Genomic DNA, 19,323 nt, shown 5'->3' with positions numbered 1-19,323 from the left:
CGATCAGCGCGTCACAGGTCACGCGTTCAGCGCGCACCCTCGACGATCTTCGCGAACTCGTCGGCCTTCAGCGAGGCGCCGCCCACCAGGGCACCGTCCACATCGGGCTTCGCCATGATCTCGGCGACGTTCGAGGACTTCACCGAGCCGCCGTACAGCACCCGCACGGAGTCGGCGACCTCCGCGGAGAACTCCGACCCGAGGGTCTCGCGGATCGCCCCGCAGACCTCCTGGGCGTCCTCCGGGGTGGCGACCTCACCGGTGCCGATGGCCCACACGGGCTCGTAGGCGACGACGACCTTCGCGGCCTCCTCCGGGGACAGACCCTGCAGGCCGCCCTTCAGCTGCGCGAGGGTGTACTCGACCTGGTTGCCGGCCTTGCGCTCCTCCAGCGGTTCGCCGACACACAGGATCGGGGTGAGACCGGCGGCGAGGGCCGCCTTCACCTTGGCGTTGGTGATGGTCTCGTCCTCACCGTGGTACTGGCGGCGCTCGGAGTGACCGACGGCCACGAAGGTGCAGCCGAGGGCGGTGAGCATCGCCCCGGAGATCTCCCCGGTGTACGCACCGGACTCGTGCTGCGAGATGTCCTGGGCGCCGTAGGCGATCGGCAGCTTGCCGGCGTCCACGACCACCTGCACGGTGCGCAGGTCCACGAACGGCGGCAGCACAGCGACCTCGACGCTCGAGGAGTCGTGGCCCTTCAGCAGGTCCCCGAGCTCCTCCACCAGGGCCTGAGCCTGGGTCCAGTCGAGATTCATCTTCCAGTTGCCCACCATCAGCGGGGTGCGGGTGGTCACTTGGTGTCCTCCTCGAGGATCGCGATGCCCGGCAGCTCCTTGCCCTCGATCAGTTCGAGGCTCGCACCGCCGCCGGTGGAGATGTGCGAGTAGCGGGACTCGTCGAGCCCCAGGGTGCGGATCGCGGCGGCGGAATCGCCACCGCCGATCACGGTGAAGGCCTCGGACTCGGCCAGCGCCTCCGCCACGGCCTTGGTGCCCGCAGCGAAGCGCTCGAACTCGAACACGCCCATGGGGCCGTTCCAGAAGACGGTGTGGGCGTCGGCCAGCTTCTCGCGGAACAGCTCGACGGTCTTCGGACCGATGTCGAGACCCTCCTGGTCGGCGGGGATCTTGTCGGCCTCGACCACGGTGCTCTCGGCGTCGGCGGAAAACTCCTTGGCCACGACCGAGTCGACCGGCAGCACGATCTCGACACCGTTGGCCTCGGCGCGCTCCAGGTACTCACGCACCGTCGGCACGCGCTCCTCGTCGAGCAGCGACGTGCCGATCTCCCCGCCCTGCGCCTTGTGGAAGGTGAAGGCCATGCCGCCGCCGATGAGGAGGCGGTCGGCCTTGTCCAGCAGGTTCTCGATGACCCCGAGCTTGTCGGCGATCTTCGCGCCACCGAGGATCACCACGAACGGGCGCTCCGGTTCATCGGTGACCTTCCGCAGGGACTCGACCTCGTTGACCACCAGGGAGCCGGCCGCGGACGGCAGCAGCTGCGCCAGGTCGTACACCGAGGCCTGCTTGCGATGGACGACCCCGAAGCCGTCCGACACGAAAGCATCACCGAAGGCGGCCAGCTTCTGCGCGAACTCGCGCCGCTCCGCCTCATCCTTGCTGGTCTCCCCCGGGTTGAACCGGAGGTTCTCCAGCAGGGCGACCTCGCCGTCACCGAGGCTCTCGACGGTGCTGCGCGCGGACTCACCGACGGTGTCGGTGGCGAAGGCGACCTCGCGGCCCAGCAGCTCCCCGAGACGCGCGACGACCGGGCGCAGGGAGTACTTCTCCTCCGGGGCGCCCTTCGGACGACCCAGGTGGGAGATGACGATGACCCGCGCCCCCTGCTCCAGCAGGGTCGAGATGGTGGGGACGGCGGCGCGGATGCGACCGTCGTCGGTGATGGTGGTGCCGTCCAGCGGCACGTTGAGGTCGCTGCGGACGATCACGCGCTGGCCGCGCAGATCACCGAGGGACTCGAGGGTCTTCAGCATGGCGTTGCTCCTGTCAGAGTGAGAGGGGGCCGGTGCGGGACGAGCCCGCCCGGCGCCGTGACGGCGCGGGACGGGCTCGTCCAGCATGGGAGTGCTCCGCGGGTGCGGCGGCTCAGAGCTTCTCGCCGACCAGCTTCGTGAGGTCGACGAGGCGGTTCGAGTAACCCCACTCGTTGTCGTACCACGACACGACCTTGACCTGGTTGCCGATCACCTTGGTGCAGCCGGCGTCGAAGATCGAGGAGTGCGGGTCGGTCTCGATGTCCTTCGAGACGATCGGGTCCTCGGTGTAGTCGAGGATGCCCTTGAGCGGACCCTCGGCAGCCTTCTTCACCGCGGCGTTGACCTCCTCCACGGTGACCTCGCGGGAGGCCTCGAAGGTGAGGTCGGTGACGGAGCCGGTCGGGGTCGGCACGCGCAGGGCGTAGCCGTCGAACTTGCCGGCCAGCTCCGGCAGCACCAGGGCGACGGCCTTCGCGGCACCGGTCTTGGTGGGGATGATGCTCAGCGCGGCGGCGCGGGCGCGACGCAGGTCGGAGTGCGGCGCGTCCAGCAGGCGCTGGTCGGAGGTGTAGGCGTGCACGGTGGTCATCAGGCCCTTGACGATGCCGAACTCGTCGTTCAGCACCTTGGCCAGCGGCGCCAGGCAGTTGGTGGTGCAGGACGCGTTCGAGATGATGTTGTGGTTCGCCGGGTCGTAGTCCTTCTCGTTCACGCCGATGACGAAGGTGGCGTCCTCACCCTTCGCGGGCGCGGAGATGATGACCTTCTTGGCGCCGGCGTCGAGGTGGGCCTTGGCCTTCGCGGCATCGGTGAACAGACCGGTGGACTCGATGACGATGTCCGCGCCGAGCTCGCCCCACTTGAGGTTCGCCGGGTCCCGCTCCTCCGACACGGTGAAGGTGTCGCCGTCGACGGTGATGGTGTCCTCGGTGTAGGAGACCTCACCCGGGAAACGGCCGAGCACGGAGTCGTACTTGAACAGGTGGGCGAGGGTCTTGTTGTCGGTCAGGTCGTTGACGCCGACGATCTCGATGTCTGCGCCCTGCGCGATGGCAGCGCGCAGGAAGTTGCGCCCGATACGACCGAATCCGTTGATACCGACCTTGATGGTCACGGTGTCCTCCTAGCGATGCGGCGCCGATGAGCGCCACGTGGGGTGGCGCGCACTCCGTCGTACGCTCGGACGGCCCTCGGTGACCGGGGCCACGGACAGTCTACCAACGGGCCCACCGCTTCCTGGAAGGACTTCCGTCCCCCGTGGCCGGCGCAGTCGTCGTCAGTCCTCCTCGGCCTCCGTGAGACCGGCGTCGGTGGGTGGGATGCCGAGCTCCTCCGCCCGGCGGTCGGCCATGGCGAGCAGGCGCCGGATGCGCCCGGCGACGGCGTCCTTGGTCAGCGGCGGGTCAGCGCGCCGGCCGAGCTCCTCGAGGCTGGCCTGCCGGTGCTCCAGACGCAGCTCACCGGCCACCCGCAGATGATCGGGCACGTCATCACCGAGGATCTCCAGGGCCCGCTGGACGCGCTGGCCGGCGGCGACGGCGGCACGGGCGGAGCGCCTCAGGTTGGCGTCATCGAAGTTCGCCAGACGATGAGCGCTGGCGCGCACCTCCCGGCGGGTGCGGCGCTCCTCCCACACCAGCACCGCCTGGTGGGCGCCCATGTGGGTGAGCAGAGCGGAGATCGCATCACCGTCGCGCAGCACCACCCGGTCCGCGCCGCGGGCCTCCCTGGCCTTCGACGGCACCCCGAGCCGGCGGGCCGCACCGACCATCGCCAGCGCCACCTCCGGTCCGGGGCAGGTGAGCTCCAGGGCCGCGCTGCGACCCGGCTCGGTGAGGGAGCCGCGGGCCAGGAACGCTCCGCGCCAGGCGGCGGCGGCATCCGCGACGGCCCCGCCGACCACGGCCGGGGGCAGCCCGCGGACGGGGCGGCCGCGGGCGTCGAGCAGACCGGTCTGCCGGGCCAGTGCCCCGCCGTCATCGGTGACGCGCAGCAGGTAGCGGGTGCTGCGGCGGATCCCGGACGGTGCGAGCACGGCGATCTCGCTCGGCTGCCCGTACACGTCGAGCAGGGTGGTGCGCAGTCGGCGGGCGACGACGGCGGTGTCGAGGTCCGCCTCCACCACGATGCGGCCGCCGACGAGGTGCAGACCTCCCGCGAAACGCAGCAGGGCGGCGGCCTCGGCCTTGCGGGCGGAGGGGCGCGGCACCTCCACCCGGGCGAGTTCGTCCTTGACCTCGGCGGTCAGTGACATCGGGGCGCTTCCCTCCGGTTGATGGGCGTGGATCCGACCAAGGGGTCCGATCGATGACGGTGGTCGAGGCGTGGGGCGGTAGTCGTCTCAGCGGGTCCCGGGGCGGTCGGGGGCATCCGGGTCGTCGAGCGGGGCGTCGACATCCCCATACACGCCGTCGAACACGTCACGATACGCGGCCGCGAGCCGCACCGGATCGTGCTCGGGGATCCCGGGACCGACGCTCACCTGCCGCAGCAGAGTGCGCATCCCGGCGCGGCGGGCGTGCTCGGCGAGCTCGGCAGCGTCCTCCAGAGCGGTCGGATCAGCGACGAGTGCGTCGAACCTCACGCCCGGGGCGGTCTCGAGCAGCACATCGAGCAGCTCCCGACTGGCCATGCCGGCGGTCTCGGTGCGGCTGCCCCCTGCGGAGAGGTTCATGGTGACGCAGCGGTGCGCCCGGGTGGTGCGCAGCGCCTCCGCGATCTCCGGGATCAACAGGTGCGGCAGCACGGAGGTGTACCAGGAACCGGGCCCGACGACCACCCAGTCGGCCTCATGGATGGCCTCGATGACCTCCTGGGACACCACCGGTTCCGCCGGCAGAAGGTGGACGTCCTCGACCCGGCCGTCGGCGACCGCCACCTCGGCCTGCCCCCGCACCAGGCGGCTGCTGCCATCGGGTGCCGTCACCCGGGCCTCGATGTCCAACGGCTCCAGGGCCATGGGCAGCACGCGGCCCCGCACCCCCAGCAGCTCCCCCACCTGGTCCAGCCCGGCGATGGGATCGTCGAGGATCTGCCACAGCGCCACGATCAACAGGTTCCCCAGGGCATGACCGTCGAGATCCCCGTGGGTGCGGAAACGGTGCTGTACGACATCGCGCCAGAGGGACCCCCAGTCGGAGTCCTCGCAGAGCGCGGCGAGGGCCATGCGCAGATCCCCGGGCGGCAGGACCGGCAGTTCAGTGCGGATGCGCCCGCTGGATCCGCCGTTGTCCGCCACCGTCACCACCGCGGTGACGTGCTCCACCAGGCGGCGCAGGGCCCGAAGGTTCGCAGCCAGACCGTGCCCGCCGCCGAGGGCCACCACGCGGGTGCCCCGCGCGCCACGGCGGGCGTCGAGCCGGGAGGGGACGATCGGGCGTCGGCGTGCCGGGGTGGTCATTCGCGCCCCAGGTCCCGGTGGCGCACACGCACCGCGTACCCGTCGCGTCGCAGTTCCTCCGCGATGCGCTCCGAGATCGCCACCGAGCGGTGCTTGCCGCCGGTGCAGCCGAAGGCGATCGTCGTGAAGTGTTTGTTCTCCTGCTGGTATCCGCGCAGCACCGGGGCGATGACATCGGGATACCGCTCGACGAACTCCCGGGCGTTGTCGTTGGACAGCACGAAGGCGGCGACCGGCTCGTCGGTGCCCCGCTGGTCGCGCAGCTCCGGCACCCAGTACGGGTTCGGGATGAAGCGGACGTCGCTGACGTGATCGGCCTCGATCGGGATGCCGTATTTGAAGCCGAAGGACATGACGTTCACGGTGAGGGAGCGTTCCTCACTGGTGCCGAAGGTCTCCCGCATCCGCATGGTCAGCTGGTGGACGTTTAGCAGGGTGGTGTCGAGCACGACATCGGCGAGGCGCCGGTACGGGGCCAGCAGTTCCCGCTCACGGCGGATGCCCTCCAGGACACCCTCATCGCCCTGCAACGGGTGGGGGCGACGCACCGAATCGAAGCGCCGCACCAGAGTGTCCTCATCGGCGGTGAGGAACAGCAGCCGGAAACGCGCCCCGGAGGCCCGCAGCCGTTCGACCACCTCCGACAGTTCGGAGAAGAAGGGGCCCGAGCGGGGATCGACGACGACGGCGAAGCGGGGGTCACGACCCACGGCGGTGGCCTGCAGCTCGTACAGCTCGGGGATCAGCTGCGGGGCGATGTTCAGCACCACGTACCAGCCGAGATCCTCCAGCGCGTGCGCGGCGGTCTCGCGGCCGGCCCCGGCGAGGCCGGTGATGATGACGATCTCCCCGGCCTCAGGGGCCATCGCGCCGTCCTCGACGGGCCGCTCCGGACCGGTGGCGTCCTCGGGGGTCTCGGGGCTGATCGACGCTGTCACGACTGACGCTTCCTCCTGGCCTCGGCCGGGTCGAGGATCTCACCGGTGGCCATGTCGACCGCCGGCCCGGGTGTCTCGGAGTCTAGTGCGGCGAGGATCCGCGCGGCGAGGGCGGGGCCGATCCCGGGTACCTCCTGCAGTCCCTCGACCCCGGCCTCCCGGATCGCGTCGACCGTGACGTAACGGTCCAGCAGGGCGCGGCGGCGCGCCGGGCCGAGTCCCTCCACCCCGTCGAGCACACTCTCCTGCATCGCCCGGCCGCGTTTGGAGCGGTGGTAGGAGATGGCGAAACGATGGGCCTCATCGCGCAGCCGCTGCACCAGGAACAGGGCCTCACTGGTGCGGGGCAGGATCACCGGGTGCTCCTCCCCCGGCAGCCACAGCTCCTCCAGGCGCTTGGCGATCCCGGCCAGGGCGACATCGGTGACCCCGAGCTCGTCGAAGGCGCGCTGCGCGGCCGCGACCTGGGCGGGGCCGCCGTCGACCAGCATGAGCGACGGGGGGTACGCGAAACGCTTCTCGTCGCGGTCCGGGTCGGGCTCGCTGCTGAGGTGACGCTGGAGGCGGCGGCGGATCACATCGTGCATCGAGGCGGTGTCGTCGCGGGCGGCCGCACCGGTGACGGAGTACCGCCGGTATTCGCTCTTGCGCGGCAGCCCGTCCTCGAACACCACCATGGAGCCGACGACGTTCGTGCCCTGCGAATGGGAGATGTCGAAGCATTCGATCCGCAGGGGCGGTTCGGCGAGGTCCAGGGCCTCCCCGAGGTCCTCGAGCGCCTTGGTGCGGGCGGTGAGGTCACCGGTGCGGCGCAGACGTTGCAGACGCAGAGCGTCCTCGGCGTTGCGGGTGACGGTCTCCAGCAGATCCTTCTTCTCCCCCCGGCGCGGTACCCGCAGCTCCACCGACGGCCCCAGCAGGCGGCGCACATCCTCGACGTCCGGGGGGAGCACCGGTACCAGCACCTCGTGGGGGGCACCACCTTCGGCATACAGGGTGGTCAGGGCACGTTCGATGATGTCGGCCGGGGAGGATTCGTCGAGGATCTCCGCCACCCAGCCGCGCTGGCCGCGGATCCTGCCTCCGCGCACATGGAACACCTGGACGGCGGCCTCGAGGTCGTCATGGGCCAGGCCGATCAGATCGGCGTCGGTGTCGTCGGCCAGCACCACCGAGTTCTTCTCCATCACCTTCTGCAGGGCCTGGAGGTCATCACGCACCCGCGCGGCGGTCTCATAGTCGAGGGCCGCGGCGGCCTCCTTCATCCGCTGTTCGAGGCGGCGCACATAGGTGCGGGTGTTGCCGGACATGAAGTCGCAGAAATCCTCGGCGAGCGCCCGATGCTCCTCGGCACTGACGCGTCCGACGCAGGGGGCGGAGCACTTGTCGATGAACCCGAGCAGGCAGGGGCGGCCGCTGCGCTCGGCCCGGCGGAACACCCCGGCGGAGCAGGTGCGGATGGGGAACACCCGCAGCAGCAGGTCGAGGGTCTCGCGGATCGCCCACGCATGGGTGTAGGGGCCGAAGGCACGGTCGGTGCGGGCGCGGGGGCGGCGGGTCACGTGTGCCCGGGGGTACCTCTCCCCCATGGTCACCGCCAGGAACGGGTACGACTTGTCGTCGCGGAACTTGACGTTGAACCGGGGGTCGAACTCCTTGATCCAGGTGTATTCGAGGGTGAGGGCCTCGACCTCGCTGGAGACCACCGTCCACTCCACGGACGCGGCGGTGGTGACCATCCGGCGGGTGCGCGGATGCAGCACCGACAGGTCCTGGAAGTAGTTCGTCAGCCGCTGCCGGAGGTTCTTCGCCTTGCCCACGTAGATGACGCGGCGGTCGGCGTCACGGAAGCGGTACACCCCCGGGGAGGTGGGGATGTCGGAGGTGCGGGGGCGGTAGGTCGCGGGATCGGCCACGGCCGCCTCAACCCCGCGCCAGGACCGGCCCCAGGAAGCGACCGGTGTGGGAGGCCTCGACCCGGGCGATCTGCTCGGGGGTGCCGCTGGCGACGACCCGGCCGCCACCTGAGCCCCCCTCGGGACCGAGGTCGATGACGTGGTCGGCGCACTTGATGACATCGAGGTTGTGCTCGATGACGATCACGGTGCTTCCCTTGTCGACGAGATCTTGCAGCACCTCGAGAAGCTTGCGCACATCCTCGAAGTGCAGGCCGGTGGTGGGCTCGTCCAGCACGTACACGGTGCGGGCGCTGGAGCGCTTGTGCAGTTCGGAGGCGAGTTTCACGCGCTGCGCCTCACCCCCGGAGAGGGTGGTGGCGCTCTGCCCGAGCCGTACGTACCCGAGACCGACGTCGACCAGGGTCTGCAGCTGGCGGCGGATGGCCGGGATGGCCTCGAAGAACTCCAGCGCCTCGGAGATCGGCATGTCGAGCACCTCGGCGACGTTCTTCCCCTTGAAGTGCACCTCGAGGGTCTCCCGGTTGTACCGCGATCCGTGGCAGACCTCGCACTGCACATAGACATCGGGCAGGAAGTTCATCTCGATCTTCAACGTGCCGTCACCCGAGCAGGCCTCACAGCGACCGCCCTTGACGTTGAAGGAGAACCGCCCGGGGCCGTAGCCGCGGACCTTCGCCTCGGTGGTCTGGGCGAACAGGGTGCGGATGCGGTCCCACACGCCCGTATAGGTCGCCGGATTCGACCGGGGGGTGCGGCCGATGGGCGACTGGTCGACATGCACCACCTTGTCGAGATGCTCCAGACCGGTGACGCGCTTGTGCCGCCCCGGCACCACGCGGGCGCGGTTCAGCTCCTTGGCGAGGACCTTGTAGAGGATCTCGTTGACCAGCGTGGACTTGCCGGAGCCGGAGACCCCGGTGACCGCGGTGAGGGTGCCGAGCGGGACCGTCACGTCCATGCCCTGCAGGTTGTTCTCGCGGGGGCCGACGATTCTCAGCTGCCGTTCCGGGTCGACGGGGCGGCGCACCGGCGGCACCGGCACCGCCAGCTCCCCCGACAGGTAGCGCCCGGTGAGGGACTCCGGGTTAGCCATGAGGGACTCGACGGTGCCGGAGTGCACCACCCGGCCGCCGTGCTCCCCGGCGAGGGGGCCGATGTCGACCACCCAGTCGGCGGCGTGGAGAGTGTCCTCGTCGTGCTCGACGACGATCAGCGTGTTCCCCAGGTCTCGCAGCCGGGTGAGGGTCCCGATGAGGCGTTCGTTGTCCCGCTGGTGCAGACCGATCGACGGCTCGTCGAGCACGTACAGCACACCCACCAGTCCCGCACCGATCTGCGTGGCCAGGCGGATGCGCTGCGCCTCTCCGCCGGAGAGGGTCCCGGCGGCGCGCGAGAGCGTCAGGTAGTCCAGGCCGACGTCCAGCAGGAAGCCGAGGCGGGCGCGGATCTCCCGCAGCACCTCGGAGGCGATCTGTGCCTGCCGCTCGGTGAGGGTGAGGTCGGAGAGGAAACGCGCCGACTCGGAGATCGGCATGTCGCAGACCTCCGCGATGGAGAGACCGCCGACGGTGACGGCGAGGACCTCCGGACGCAGGCGGGCGCCGCGGCACGCGGGGCACGGCACCTCCCGCATGAACTGCTCGTACTTCTCCTTCGCCGAGTCCGATTCGGTGTCGTCGTGGCGCCGCGTGAGGAACGTCATCACGCCCTCGAAACCGGTGGAGTAACGGCGCTCCCGGCCGAAGCGGTTTCGGTACTTCACATGGACCTGATAGTCCTTCCCGTGGAGCAGGGCGTCCTTGGCGCGCTGGGGAAGGGCCCGCCACGGGGTGTCCATGGAGAAGGAGAGCTCGGAGGCGAGACCCGCCATCATCTGCTGATGGTGGTCGGCGCCGCCCATGGTCCACGGGGCGATGGCGCCCTCAGCGAGGGTGAGGTCCTCGTCGGGGACCACGAGGTCCGGGTCGACCTCCAGGCGCATGCCGATGCCGGTGCACTCGGGGCACGCCCCATAGGGGGCGTTGAAGGAGAAGGACCGCGGTTCGATGTCGTCGAGCGCGAGGGGGTGGCCGTTGGGGCAGGCGCGCTTCTCGGAGAAGCGGCGCTCCCGCTGCGGATCCTCGGCGTCGCGGTCGACGAACTCCACCACCAGCAGGCCCTCGGCCAGTCGCAGAGCGGTCTCCACCGAATCGGTGAGGCGCCGGCGCATCTCGGGCTTCGCGGAGAGGCGGTCCACGACCACCTCGATGGTGTGCTTGTACTTCTTGTCGAGCTCGATCTCCTCGTCGAGCCGCTGCACCCGCCCGTCGATCCGGGCGCGCGCATACCCCTGCGAGCGCAGGGAGGAGAGCAGATCGGCGTGTTCGCCCTTGCGGCCGCGCACCACCGGCGCGAGGACCTGGAAGCGGGTCCCGGTCTCCTCCTCGAGCAGCATGTCGACGATCTGCTGCGGGGAAGAGCTGGCGACCTCCGCGCCGCACACCGGACAGTGCTGCACGCCGGTGCGGGAGAACAGCAGCCTCAGATAGTCGTACACCTCGGTGATGGTGCCGACGGTGGAGCGGGGGTTGCGGTTCGTCGACATCTGGTCGATCGAGACGGCCGGGGACAGACCCTCGATGAAGTCGACGGCGGGCTTGTCCATCTGCCCCAGGAACTGCCGGGCGTACGCCGAGAGGGACTCGACGTAGCGGCGCTGCCCCTCGGCGAAGATCGTGTCGAAGGCCAGCGAGGACTTGCCGGAACCGGACAGACCCGAGAAGACGACCAGCTTGTCGCGGGGGATCTCGAGATCGATGTTGCGCAGGTTGTGCTCGCGGGCACCGCGCACGACGAGGGAATCGGTCACCGCGACATCCTACGGGCGGGGTGCGACAGACTGAGGGCATGAGTGAGACGCCTCGCGACACCTACACCGGCGCCGTCACGGTCGGCGGACCGACCGACCTGCGGGCCACCTCGAGCCTGCTGATCCGCAAGGCCGCGGTGGGGCCGATGGACAACAACGCCTACCTACTCACCTGCCGGGTCTCGGGGGCGCAGCTGCTCATCGACGCCGCCGATGACGCTGCGCGACTGCAGCGACTGGTGCGGGAGGGCTCCCCCACCTCCCGCCTCGACACGATCGTGACCACCCACAGCCATCACGACCATGTGCAGGCCCTTGCGGCGATGGTGCGGGCCACCGGGGCGCGCACCGCGGCGGGGGCCGAGGACGCCCCGGCGATGCCGGTACAGGTCGACCGGGAGCTGACCCACGGCGATGTGATCCGGGTGGGGGTGCATGACCTGGAGGTGATCCACCTGCGTGGCCACACGCCCGGGTCGATCGCGCTGCTGTGGCGCGGCGGCACGGATGGCGACCACCTCTTCACCGGGGACTCGCTGTTCCCCGGGGGCGTCGGGGCGACCCACGGGGATCGCCGTCGTTTCGACCTGCTGCTCGGGGATGTGCAGACGCGGATCTTCGACCGCCTCCCGGACGCCACCTGGGTGTATCCGGGGCACGGCGACGACACCACCCTCGGTGTGGAACGGCCCCACCTGCAGGAGTGGCGCGAGCGCGGCTGGTGAAGCGTCGGCCGGCTCGCTGCGCTCAACGGCTCACTGTTCAGGGTGGCGCGGGCGGCACTGAGGAGGCCGCCGCGGCCGCACGCCGGATCCCGCCGGCCCGGGCCCGTCAGCGCACGCCCTGGACCGTCCGCAACTCCTTCTTGAGCTCGGCGACCTCGTCGCGCAGCCGCGCCGCCACCTCGAACTGCAGCGACTCGGCGGCCCGGTGCATCTGGGCGGTGAGCTCGTCGATCATGCTGCTGAGTGCACCGACCGGATCATCGCCCAGGTCGACGGTGCGGGCCGAGGAGGCGTCGATCTCCCCCGCCCGGGCGCGGTCCCGCCGCACCCGTTCCTTGCCGGCGCGGTAGTCGCTCGACAGCAGGGTGTCGGTGTCGATGTCCTCCCGGGCCAGCATGTCAGTGACATCCGCGATGCGTTTGCGCAGCGGCTGCGGGTCGATGCCGTGCTCGGTGTTGTACGCGATCTGCTTCTCCCGGCGACGGTTGGTCTCGTCGATCGCCTCGCGCATGGAGTCGGTGACGGTGTCGGCATACATGTGCACCTGCCCGGAGACATTGCGGGCGGCACGCCCGATGGTCTGGATCAGGGACGTTCGCGAGCGCAGGAACCCCTCCTTGTCGGCATCGAGGATCGCCACCAGCGACACCTCCGGCAGGTCCAGGCCCTCGCGCAGCAGGTTGATGCCGACCAGCACGTCGAACTCGCCCAGCCGCAGGGAGCGCAGCAGTTCCACGCGCCGCAGGGTGTCGACGTCGGAGTGGAGGTACTGCACCCGCACCCCGTGCTCCAGCAGGTAGTCGGTGAGGTCCTCCGCCATGCGCTTGGTGAGGGTGGTGACGAGCACGCGTTCGTCGGCCTCCACCCGCTTCTCGATCTCCGCACGGAGGTCGTCGATCTGCCCCTTCACGGGCTTCACGATGATCTCCGGGTCCACCAGTCCCGTGGGGCGGATGATCTGCTCCACGACGCCGTCGCTGCGCTGCAGCTCGTACTCGGCGGGCGTGGCCGAGAGGTACACCGTCTGCCCTGTGCGCTCCTTGAACTCCTCGAAGGTCAGGGGGCGGTTGTCGAGCGCGCTGGGCAGACGGAACCCGAAGTCGACCAGGGTGCGTTTGCGGGAGCGGTCGCCCTCGTACATCGCGCCGATCTGCGGCACGGTCACGTGGGACTCGTCGATCACCAGGAGGAAATCCTCCGGGAAATAGTCCAGCAGGGTGTTCGGCGGAGTGCCGGGGCCGCGGCCGTCCAGATGGCGTGAGTAGTTCTCCACGCCGTTGGTGGTGCCCATCTGGCGCAGCATCTCCAGGTCGTGCGTGGTGCGCATCCGCAGACGTTGCGCCTCCAGCAGCTTGTTCTGCCCCTCGAGTTCCTCCAGCCGCTGGGCGAGCTCCACCTCGATGGAGTCGATGGCGCGGGCCAGGCGCTCCGGCCCGGCCACGTAATGGGAAGCGGGGAAGACGTGGATCTCGTCCTCCTCGCGGATGATCTCGCCGGTCAGCGGATGGAGAGTATGGATGGCGTCGATCTCGTCCCCGAAGAACTCGATGCGGATCGCGAGCTCCTCGTACATCGGGATGATCTCGACCGTGTCACCGCGCACCCGGAAGGTGCCGCGCACGAAGCTGGTGTCGTTGCGGTCGTACTGCATGTCGACGAAGCGGCGCAGCAGCACGTCGCGGTCGATCTCCTCCCCACGGCGCAGCCGCACCATCCGGTCGACGTACTCCTGCGGGGTGCCCAGACCGTAGATGCAGGAGACGGAACTGACCACCACGACGTCGCGTCGTGTGAGCAGCGAGTTGGTGGCGGAGTGCCGTAGACGCTCGACCTCGGCGTTGATCGACGAGTCCTTCTCGATGTAGGTGTCGGACTGCGGGACGTAGGCCTCGGGCTGGTAGTAGTCGTAGTACGAGACGAAGTACTCGACGGCGTTGTTCGGCAGCAGCTCCCGGAACTCGCTGGCCAGCTGTGCGGCGAGGGTCTTGTTGTGCGCCATCACCAGGGTGGGCCTCTGCAGTCGCTCGATCAGCCAGGCGGTGGTGGCGCTCTTGCCGGTGCCGGTGGCGCCCAGCAGCACCACGTCCTGCTCCCCCGCCTCGATGCGCCGGGCGAGCTCGTCGATCGCCTGCGGCTGGTCACCGGCGGGGGCGTACTCCGAGACGACCTGGAAGGGATGGACGGCTCGGGTGAGATCGGTGACGGGACGCATGGGGTCAGAGCCTACGGCGGCCGACTGACAGCCGGGCCAGGACCTCCCGGGCCCGAGCCTCCAGGGTCGCGCGGTCACCGTCATTGCGCAACAGCACGTCCGCCCGACGCTCGCGTTCCGCATCGTCGACCTGCGCGGCCATCACGGACTCGGCGTACTCACGGTCCTTGCCGCGGTCCTCCATGATGCGGCGGATGCGTTCCTCCCGCGGGGCGGTGACCACCACGATCACGTCGTACCGATCGTCCTGGTGCTTCTCCAGCAGCAGCGGGGAATCGTGGGCCCACCACTCCACGCCCGACTCCCGCAGCCGCTGTTCCTCCTGCCGCACCGCCTCGTCGACCCGGCGCAGAACGATCCGTTCGAGATCGGCACGGGCATCGGCATCGGCGAAGACGATCCGGGCCAGGGCACCGCGGTCGATGGAGCCGTCGGCCCGGAGGATCGCCTCACCGAAACGGGCGACCGTCTCGTCGACAGCCTCCCCCGGTTCGTCCAGCACCCGCCGGGAGTGGGCGTCGAGGTCGATCACGGTCAGCCCCTCGGCGCGCCACAGAGCCGCCACCGTCGACTTCCCGGACGCGATCCCACCGGTCAGGCCGATCCGCCACACCTGCTGTGTCATGCCCCGCACCCTACCCAGCAAGGCCCCTGCGACGGTGTCCCGGGTGGTCGCCTCCCCTACCCTTGAGCGGTGACCCCCGCAGACCTCCTCACCTCGAACGATCTGGTCCGTGCGCTCGACCTGCTCGGCGTGGTCGTCATGGGCATCACCGGTGGCGGCATCGCGGCCCGGCTGAACTTCGATCCGGTCGGATTCGCCGTCGTCGGCATCGTCTCCGGGCTCGGAGGGGGGATCCTGCGCGACGTGATCCTCGACCGCGGCATCCCCGCCGCCTTCGACGGCCCCTGGTACTTCGTCTGTTCCCTGCTGGGGGCGGGCTTCGCCTTCCTCATCACCTCGGAGGGGCGGGCCCTGAACCATCTGATGGTGGTGCTCGATGCGATCGCTCTGGGATTGTGGGCGGCGACCGGCACCGCGAAGTCCCTCGCGACGGGGCTCGACATGCTGCCCGCCCTGTTACTCGGGGTGCTCTCGGCGGTGGGCGGCGGGGCGATCCGCGACGTCATGGTCGGGCGGATCCCGGTGATCTTCGGCGGCGGCCCGCTGTACGCGACCAGCGCCCTGGTGGCGAGCGTCGCCACCTGGGCGGTCGCGGCGCTGCGTCTGGACCCGGCATGGGTGATCGCCGCCGCCGCGCTCGGGACGGCACTCGCCCTGGTCTCGGCATGGCGGCGGTGGACCCTTCCCGGCCGTGCCGACTCCTTGGTGACGCTCTCCCCCGCCCAGGTGGCGACGCTCATCAAGCGGGCGCGGTGGGCGGAGCGACGGAAGCTCGCCCGGCAGGCGAGGGAGATGGTGGCCGAGGAGGCGGCGGCCGATCAGGTCGACGCGGCCTCCCCGTCGGCCGACCGCTGAGGTCGCACCCCGAGAGCGTCGAGGGCCCGCGCGACGACCTCGACCGGCAGCTGGCCGGGGGCGGACACCTCGTCGAGCACCGCGAACGTCGCCGCCGAGCCGAGGGTGCAGCCGGTGAGGCGGCTGCCCGCCCCGAGCTCGCCCATGCTCATGGTGATCACCGGGACGCCGCGGGGCTGCAGACGCTCCGCGGCGGTGACGGTGGCCTGCAGCAGGTCCACCACATCCTGGGGCCGCCGCGGCATGACGGCGATCTTCGCGATGTCCGCACCCGCCTGCGCCATCTGCTCCAACCGGTCGACCAGCCGGCCGGCGGGCGGGGTGCGGGTGAAGTCGTGGTGGGAGCCGACGACGGTGACGCCGGCGGCGTGCGCTCGGGCGATCACCCTCGCCACGTCATCGCTCCCCACCGCGCCCATCTCCACATCCAGCAGATCGAGGCCCCCGGCCTCGAGCAGCCGCTGCTGCAGGGCCGCGAGGTCCGGCGCGGGCAGGTCCGCGAGCCCACCCTGCCCGGTGCTGCGCAGCGTCACCAGCAGCGGCGCCTGCCCGGCGGCACACCGGGCATGCGGTAGCAGGGCGACGGGATCGACCCCGGCGGCGACGGCCGCGTCGGCGCGCCACTCCAGAACATCCGCATCACTGGCCGCGAACCGGAGACCGGCACGCCGCATCGCCTCGGCGTCGGCCGCGAGAGTGGGCACGATGATCCGGACGTGACCGGGCACGATGCCCCGCGTGCGGCCAGACGCCTCCACAGCGCGTCGCTCAGGCATCGGCGGTGATCGCCGCGTAGGCCGCGAGCAGCAGCGCCGGGTCCGGGCCCTCCAAGCGGGAGGGGCGACCGACCCGGTCGAGCACCACGAAGCGCAGCATCCCGGAGCGGGACTTCTTGTCGCGTCGCATGGCGTCCTCCAGGCGGGGCCACTGCTGCCCACGGTAGGTCACCGGCAGGCCGAGGGAGGTGAGGATCCGGCGGTGCCGATCGACCTCGGCCTCGGACAGGCGCCCCGCCAGATGCGACAGTTCGGCGGCGAACACCATGCCGATGCTCACCGCGGCGCCGTGGCGCCACAGATAGCGCTCATTGCGTTCGATGGCGTGGGCGAGGGTGTGACCGTAGTTGAGGATCTCCCTCTGGTCGGATTCGCGGGGATCGGCACCGACCACCTGGGCCTTCACCCGGACGGCCCGCTCGACGACCTCGGCGAAGGCGTCGCTGCCGGTGTCCAGGACGGCCCGGGGATCGATCTCGACGATCTCGAGGATCCGCTGATCGGCGATGAACCCGCACTTCACGGCCTCGGCCAGTCCGGCCGCGACATCATGCCCTCCCAGCCCCGCCAGCACGTCGAGGTCGGAGAGCACAGCCCGCGGCTGGTGGAAGGCCCCCACCAGGTTCTTGCCCTCGCTGGTGTTGATGCCGGTCTTCCCGCCGACGGCGGCGTCGACGATGGCGGCGACGGTGGTCGGCACCTGCACCACCGCGATGCCCCGCAGCCAGGTGGCGGCGACGAACCCGGCGAGGTCGGTGGCCGCGCCGCCTCCGAGGCCCACCACCACGTCACTGCGAGAGATCTCGGCCTGGCCCAGCACGGTCCACAGGAAGCCCGCCACCTGCGCGGTCTTCGCCTCCTCCCCGTCGGGGATCTCCGCGAGGAACGCCTCGCGGCCGCTCGCGGCGATCAGTTCGCGCAGGTCCTCCGCCAGCTCGCGGACACTCGGTTGGTGGACGATGAGGGCGCGGCGCGCTCGCTCCGGAAGATGGGTCGGGAGGTCGGCGCGGACCCCCGGCCGAGCAGGACCGGGTAGTCGCCGTCCGGGGTGGTGACGGGGATGGTGGTGGTCACGCGATCTCCTTCCGGGGGACGGGTCAGGACGGGACGGATCGGGACGGGACGGATCGGGACGGGACCGCGCGGGAGCCGTCTGGGGACCCCCACCGGGTGCCGCCACCCCGTGGCCGAGACCCAGGGCGTCGCGCACCCGGCGGGCGGTCGCCCCGGGCGGGTTCTCCCCGGAGGGCACCACCACCCGGGCGAGGTCCCGGTAGATCGGTTCCCGTGCGGCGGCCAGTGCCTCCCAGGTCGCGAGGGGGTCATCGTCCCCGGACAGCAGCGGGCGGCCGGCCCCGCCGTGCAGGCGCCGGGCGACGTCCTGCGCGGTGACCGTCAGCAGCACGACGGGGCCGCCGCGCAGCAGGTCCTGGGCCTCCTCGCGCACCGGGGCACCACCGCCGAGGGCCAGCACCCCTCGATGCTCCCGCAGGGCGCTGCGCAGCGTGTCGAGTTCGAGGTCCCTGAAGGCGGACTCCCCGTGATCGGCGAACAGCTGCGGGATGCTGCAGCCTGCGGCGTCCTCCACCAGGTGGTCGAGGTCGGCGAAGGGGACGTGCAGCAGCCCGGCGAGCTCCCGCCCCACGGTGGACTTCCCGGCGCCCATCGGGCCGATGAGGATCGCGCAGGGGGCGAGGTCCTCCGACGAGCTCACGCGCCCGCCCCGCGGCGCTGCTGCAGCGCTCGGGTGGCCTGCAGGTGCGCCCGGATCTCGGGCACGCTGTCGCCGCCGGTCTTCTCCAGCAGGGCATCGGCGAGGATCAGCGCCACCATGGCCTCCGAGATCACCGCGGCGGGGGCGACAGCACACACATCGGAGCGCTGATGGTTGGCGCGAGCCTCCCCACCGGTGGCGAGGTCCACGGTCCGCAGTGCCCGCGGCACGGTGGAGATCGGCTTGAGCGCCCCGCGCACACGGATCACCTCGCCGTTGCTGATGCCGCCCTCGGTGCCGCCGGCCCGGTTCGCGGCACGGTGGGTGCCGGCAGCGCCGACGCCGCCGGGGAGGATCTCGTCCTGGGCATCGCTGCCGCGAGAGGCGGCCACCGCGAACCCGTCCCCGATCTCCACGCCCTTCATCGCCTGGATCGACATGATCGCCTGAGCGAGGCGCCCGTCCAGACGGCGGTCCCACTGGGTGTGACTTCCCAGACCCACCGGCACCCCATAGGCGAGGACCTCGACGACACCGCCGAGGGTGTCGCCCGCGGCCTTCGCGGCGTCGACCTCCGCGACCATCGCGGCGGAGGTCTCCGGGTGGAAGCAGCGCAGCGGATCCGCGTCGAGGGCTGTGACGTCACCGGGGCCGGGCAGAGGGGCGTCCTCCGGGACACGGACAGATCCGACGGCGAGGGCGTGGGAGACCAGACGGATGCCGGCGGCCTGCTCCAGCAGCCGTGCGGCGACGGCGCCGGCGGCCACCCGGGCGGCGGTCTCGCGGGCGCTGGCGCGTTCCAGCACGGGCCGGGCCTCATCGAAGCCGTACTTGATCATCCCCGCCAGATCCGCGTGGCCGGGCCGGGGACGGGTCAGCGGGCGGTTGCGGGCGATTTCCCGTTCATCGCCGGTGCCGGCGTCGACCAGCAGATCCGCCGGGTCGACGGGGTCGGCGGCCATGACCTTCTCCCACTTCGGCCACTCGGCGTTTCCGATCTCCACCGCGAGAGGCGACCCGAGGGTGCGGCCATGCCGCAGACCGCTGAGCACTCGCACCACGTCCTGCTCGAATCGCTGCCGGGCGCCGCGTCCGTGGCCCAGCCGACGCCGGGCGAGGGCGGCGACGAGGTCCTCGCTCGTCAGCTCGAGGCCGGCGGGCAGTCCGTCGATGAGGGCGATGAGGGAGGGGCCGTGGGATTCCCCGGCCGTGGTCCAGCGCAGCATGGGGTCGATTCTCCCATGGAGGTCCCGGAGCGGGCCCGTATGCCCGACGGGCGGGCACCCCGTGGGGTGCCCGCCCGTCGTGC

The 19,323-nt window shown here is 70.9% G+C and carries 15 protein-coding genes; 2 read left to right on the top strand and 13 right to left on the bottom strand.

The window, feature by feature from the left end; all coding sequences use genetic code 11:
* Positions 1 to 26 precede the first annotated feature (26 nt).
* The 8 genes from tpiA to uvrA all read right to left on the bottom strand — a co-directional run bounded on the left by tpiA (position 27) and on the right by uvrA (position 11,107).
* Positions 27 to 800: a triose-phosphate isomerase gene (tpiA, locus tag JSY14_RS00665; protein ID WP_259556806.1), complete on the bottom strand. Its 774-nt coding sequence runs from the start codon at positions 798 to 800 to the stop codon at positions 27 to 29.
* Positions 797 to 1,999, bottom strand: coding sequence for a phosphoglycerate kinase (locus JSY14_RS00660; protein ID WP_259556805.1), 1,203 nt, complete (start codon positions 1,997 to 1,999; stop codon positions 797 to 799). Before JSY14_RS00660 ends, tpiA begins: the two co-directional genes overlap by 4 nt.
* 112 nt (positions 2,000 to 2,111) lie before the next feature.
* Positions 2,112 to 3,116, bottom strand: coding sequence for a type I glyceraldehyde-3-phosphate dehydrogenase (gene gap, locus JSY14_RS00655; protein WP_259556804.1), 1,005 nt, complete (start codon positions 3,114 to 3,116; stop codon positions 2,112 to 2,114).
* Positions 3,117 to 3,278: 162 nt separating this feature from the next.
* On the bottom strand, positions 3,279 to 4,256 hold the full coding sequence (whiA, locus tag JSY14_RS00650) for a DNA-binding protein WhiA (RefSeq protein ID WP_259556803.1): 978 nt from the start codon (positions 4,254 to 4,256) through the stop codon (positions 3,279 to 3,281).
* Between the two features lie 87 nt (positions 4,257 to 4,343).
* The gene (locus JSY14_RS00645) at positions 4,344 to 5,402 is read right to left on the bottom strand and encodes a gluconeogenesis factor YvcK family protein (protein WP_259556802.1); all 1,059 of its coding nucleotides are present in this window, start codon (positions 5,400 to 5,402) and stop codon (positions 4,344 to 4,346) included.
* Positions 5,399 to 6,268 carry an RNase adapter RapZ gene (gene rapZ, locus JSY14_RS00640; protein WP_259559478.1) on the bottom strand — a complete coding sequence of 290 codons (870 nt, stop codon included), beginning with the start codon at positions 6,266 to 6,268 and terminating at the stop codon, positions 5,399 to 5,401. The genes JSY14_RS00645 and rapZ overlap by 4 nt, the downstream gene beginning before the upstream one ends.
* Positions 6,269 to 6,336: 68 nt before the next feature.
* On the bottom strand, positions 6,337 to 8,256 hold the full coding sequence (uvrC, locus tag JSY14_RS00635; protein WP_259556801.1) for an excinuclease ABC subunit UvrC: 1,920 nt from the start codon (positions 8,254 to 8,256) through the stop codon (positions 6,337 to 6,339).
* A gap of 7 nt (positions 8,257 to 8,263) precedes the next feature.
* Positions 8,264 to 11,107 (bottom strand): excinuclease ABC subunit UvrA, encoded by a 2,844-nt coding sequence (gene uvrA, locus JSY14_RS00630; protein WP_259556800.1) that lies wholly within the window; start codon positions 11,105 to 11,107, stop codon positions 8,264 to 8,266.
* 38 nt (positions 11,108 to 11,145) lie between these two features.
* On the opposite strand from uvrA, the gene JSY14_RS00625 reads away from it, so the two are divergent.
* On the top strand, positions 11,146 to 11,832 hold the full coding sequence (locus JSY14_RS00625) for an MBL fold metallo-hydrolase (protein ID WP_259556799.1): 687 nt from the start codon (positions 11,146 to 11,148) through the stop codon (positions 11,830 to 11,832).
* Positions 11,833 to 11,938: 106 nt separating this feature from the next.
* Here the strand turns inward: JSY14_RS00625 and uvrB are convergent, their stop codons facing one another.
* Together uvrB and coaE are read right to left on the bottom strand one after the other, a co-directional pair.
* A complete protein-coding gene (uvrB, locus tag JSY14_RS00620) occupies positions 11,939 to 14,044 on the bottom strand; it encodes an excinuclease ABC subunit UvrB (protein ID WP_259556798.1) in 2,106 nt (701 codons plus the stop codon).
* Positions 14,045 to 14,048: 4 nt separating this feature from the next.
* Positions 14,049 to 14,669, bottom strand: coding sequence for a dephospho-CoA kinase (coaE, locus tag JSY14_RS00615; protein ID WP_259556797.1), 621 nt, complete (start codon positions 14,667 to 14,669; stop codon positions 14,049 to 14,051).
* Positions 14,670 to 14,738: 69 nt separating this feature from the next.
* On the opposite strand from coaE, the gene JSY14_RS00610 reads away from it, so the two are divergent.
* Entirely contained in the window at positions 14,739 to 15,524 is a 786-nt protein-coding gene (locus JSY14_RS00610; protein ID WP_259556796.1) for a trimeric intracellular cation channel family protein, read from the top strand.
* On the opposite strand, the gene aroD is transcribed toward JSY14_RS00610, so the two are convergent.
* From aroD to aroC, 3 genes are read right to left on the bottom strand one after another with little or no spacing between them, the layout of a single operon-like run.
* Positions 15,488 to 16,300, bottom strand: a complete 813-nt coding sequence (gene aroD / locus JSY14_RS00605) for a type I 3-dehydroquinate dehydratase (RefSeq protein WP_259556795.1) — start codon at positions 16,298 to 16,300, stop codon at positions 15,488 to 15,490. The genes JSY14_RS00610 and aroD overlap by 37 nt on opposite strands.
* On the bottom strand, positions 16,293 to 18,014 hold the full coding sequence (aroB, locus tag JSY14_RS12485; RefSeq protein ID WP_432803584.1) for a 3-dehydroquinate synthase: 1,722 nt from the start codon (positions 18,012 to 18,014) through the stop codon (positions 16,293 to 16,295). The genes aroD and aroB overlap by 8 nt, the downstream gene beginning before the upstream one ends.
* Positions 18,011 to 19,240, bottom strand: a complete 1,230-nt coding sequence (gene aroC / locus JSY14_RS00590; RefSeq protein ID WP_259556794.1) for a chorismate synthase — start codon at positions 19,238 to 19,240, stop codon at positions 18,011 to 18,013. The genes aroB and aroC overlap by 4 nt, the downstream gene beginning before the upstream one ends.
* Positions 19,241 to 19,323: the final 83 nt, after the last annotated feature.

Source organism: Brachybacterium sillae (assembly GCF_025028335.1).
Taxonomy (GTDB): Bacteria; Actinomycetota; Actinomycetes; order Actinomycetales; family Dermabacteraceae; genus Brachybacterium; species Brachybacterium sillae.
This window is presented reverse-complemented; position numbering and strand designations above follow the sequence as displayed.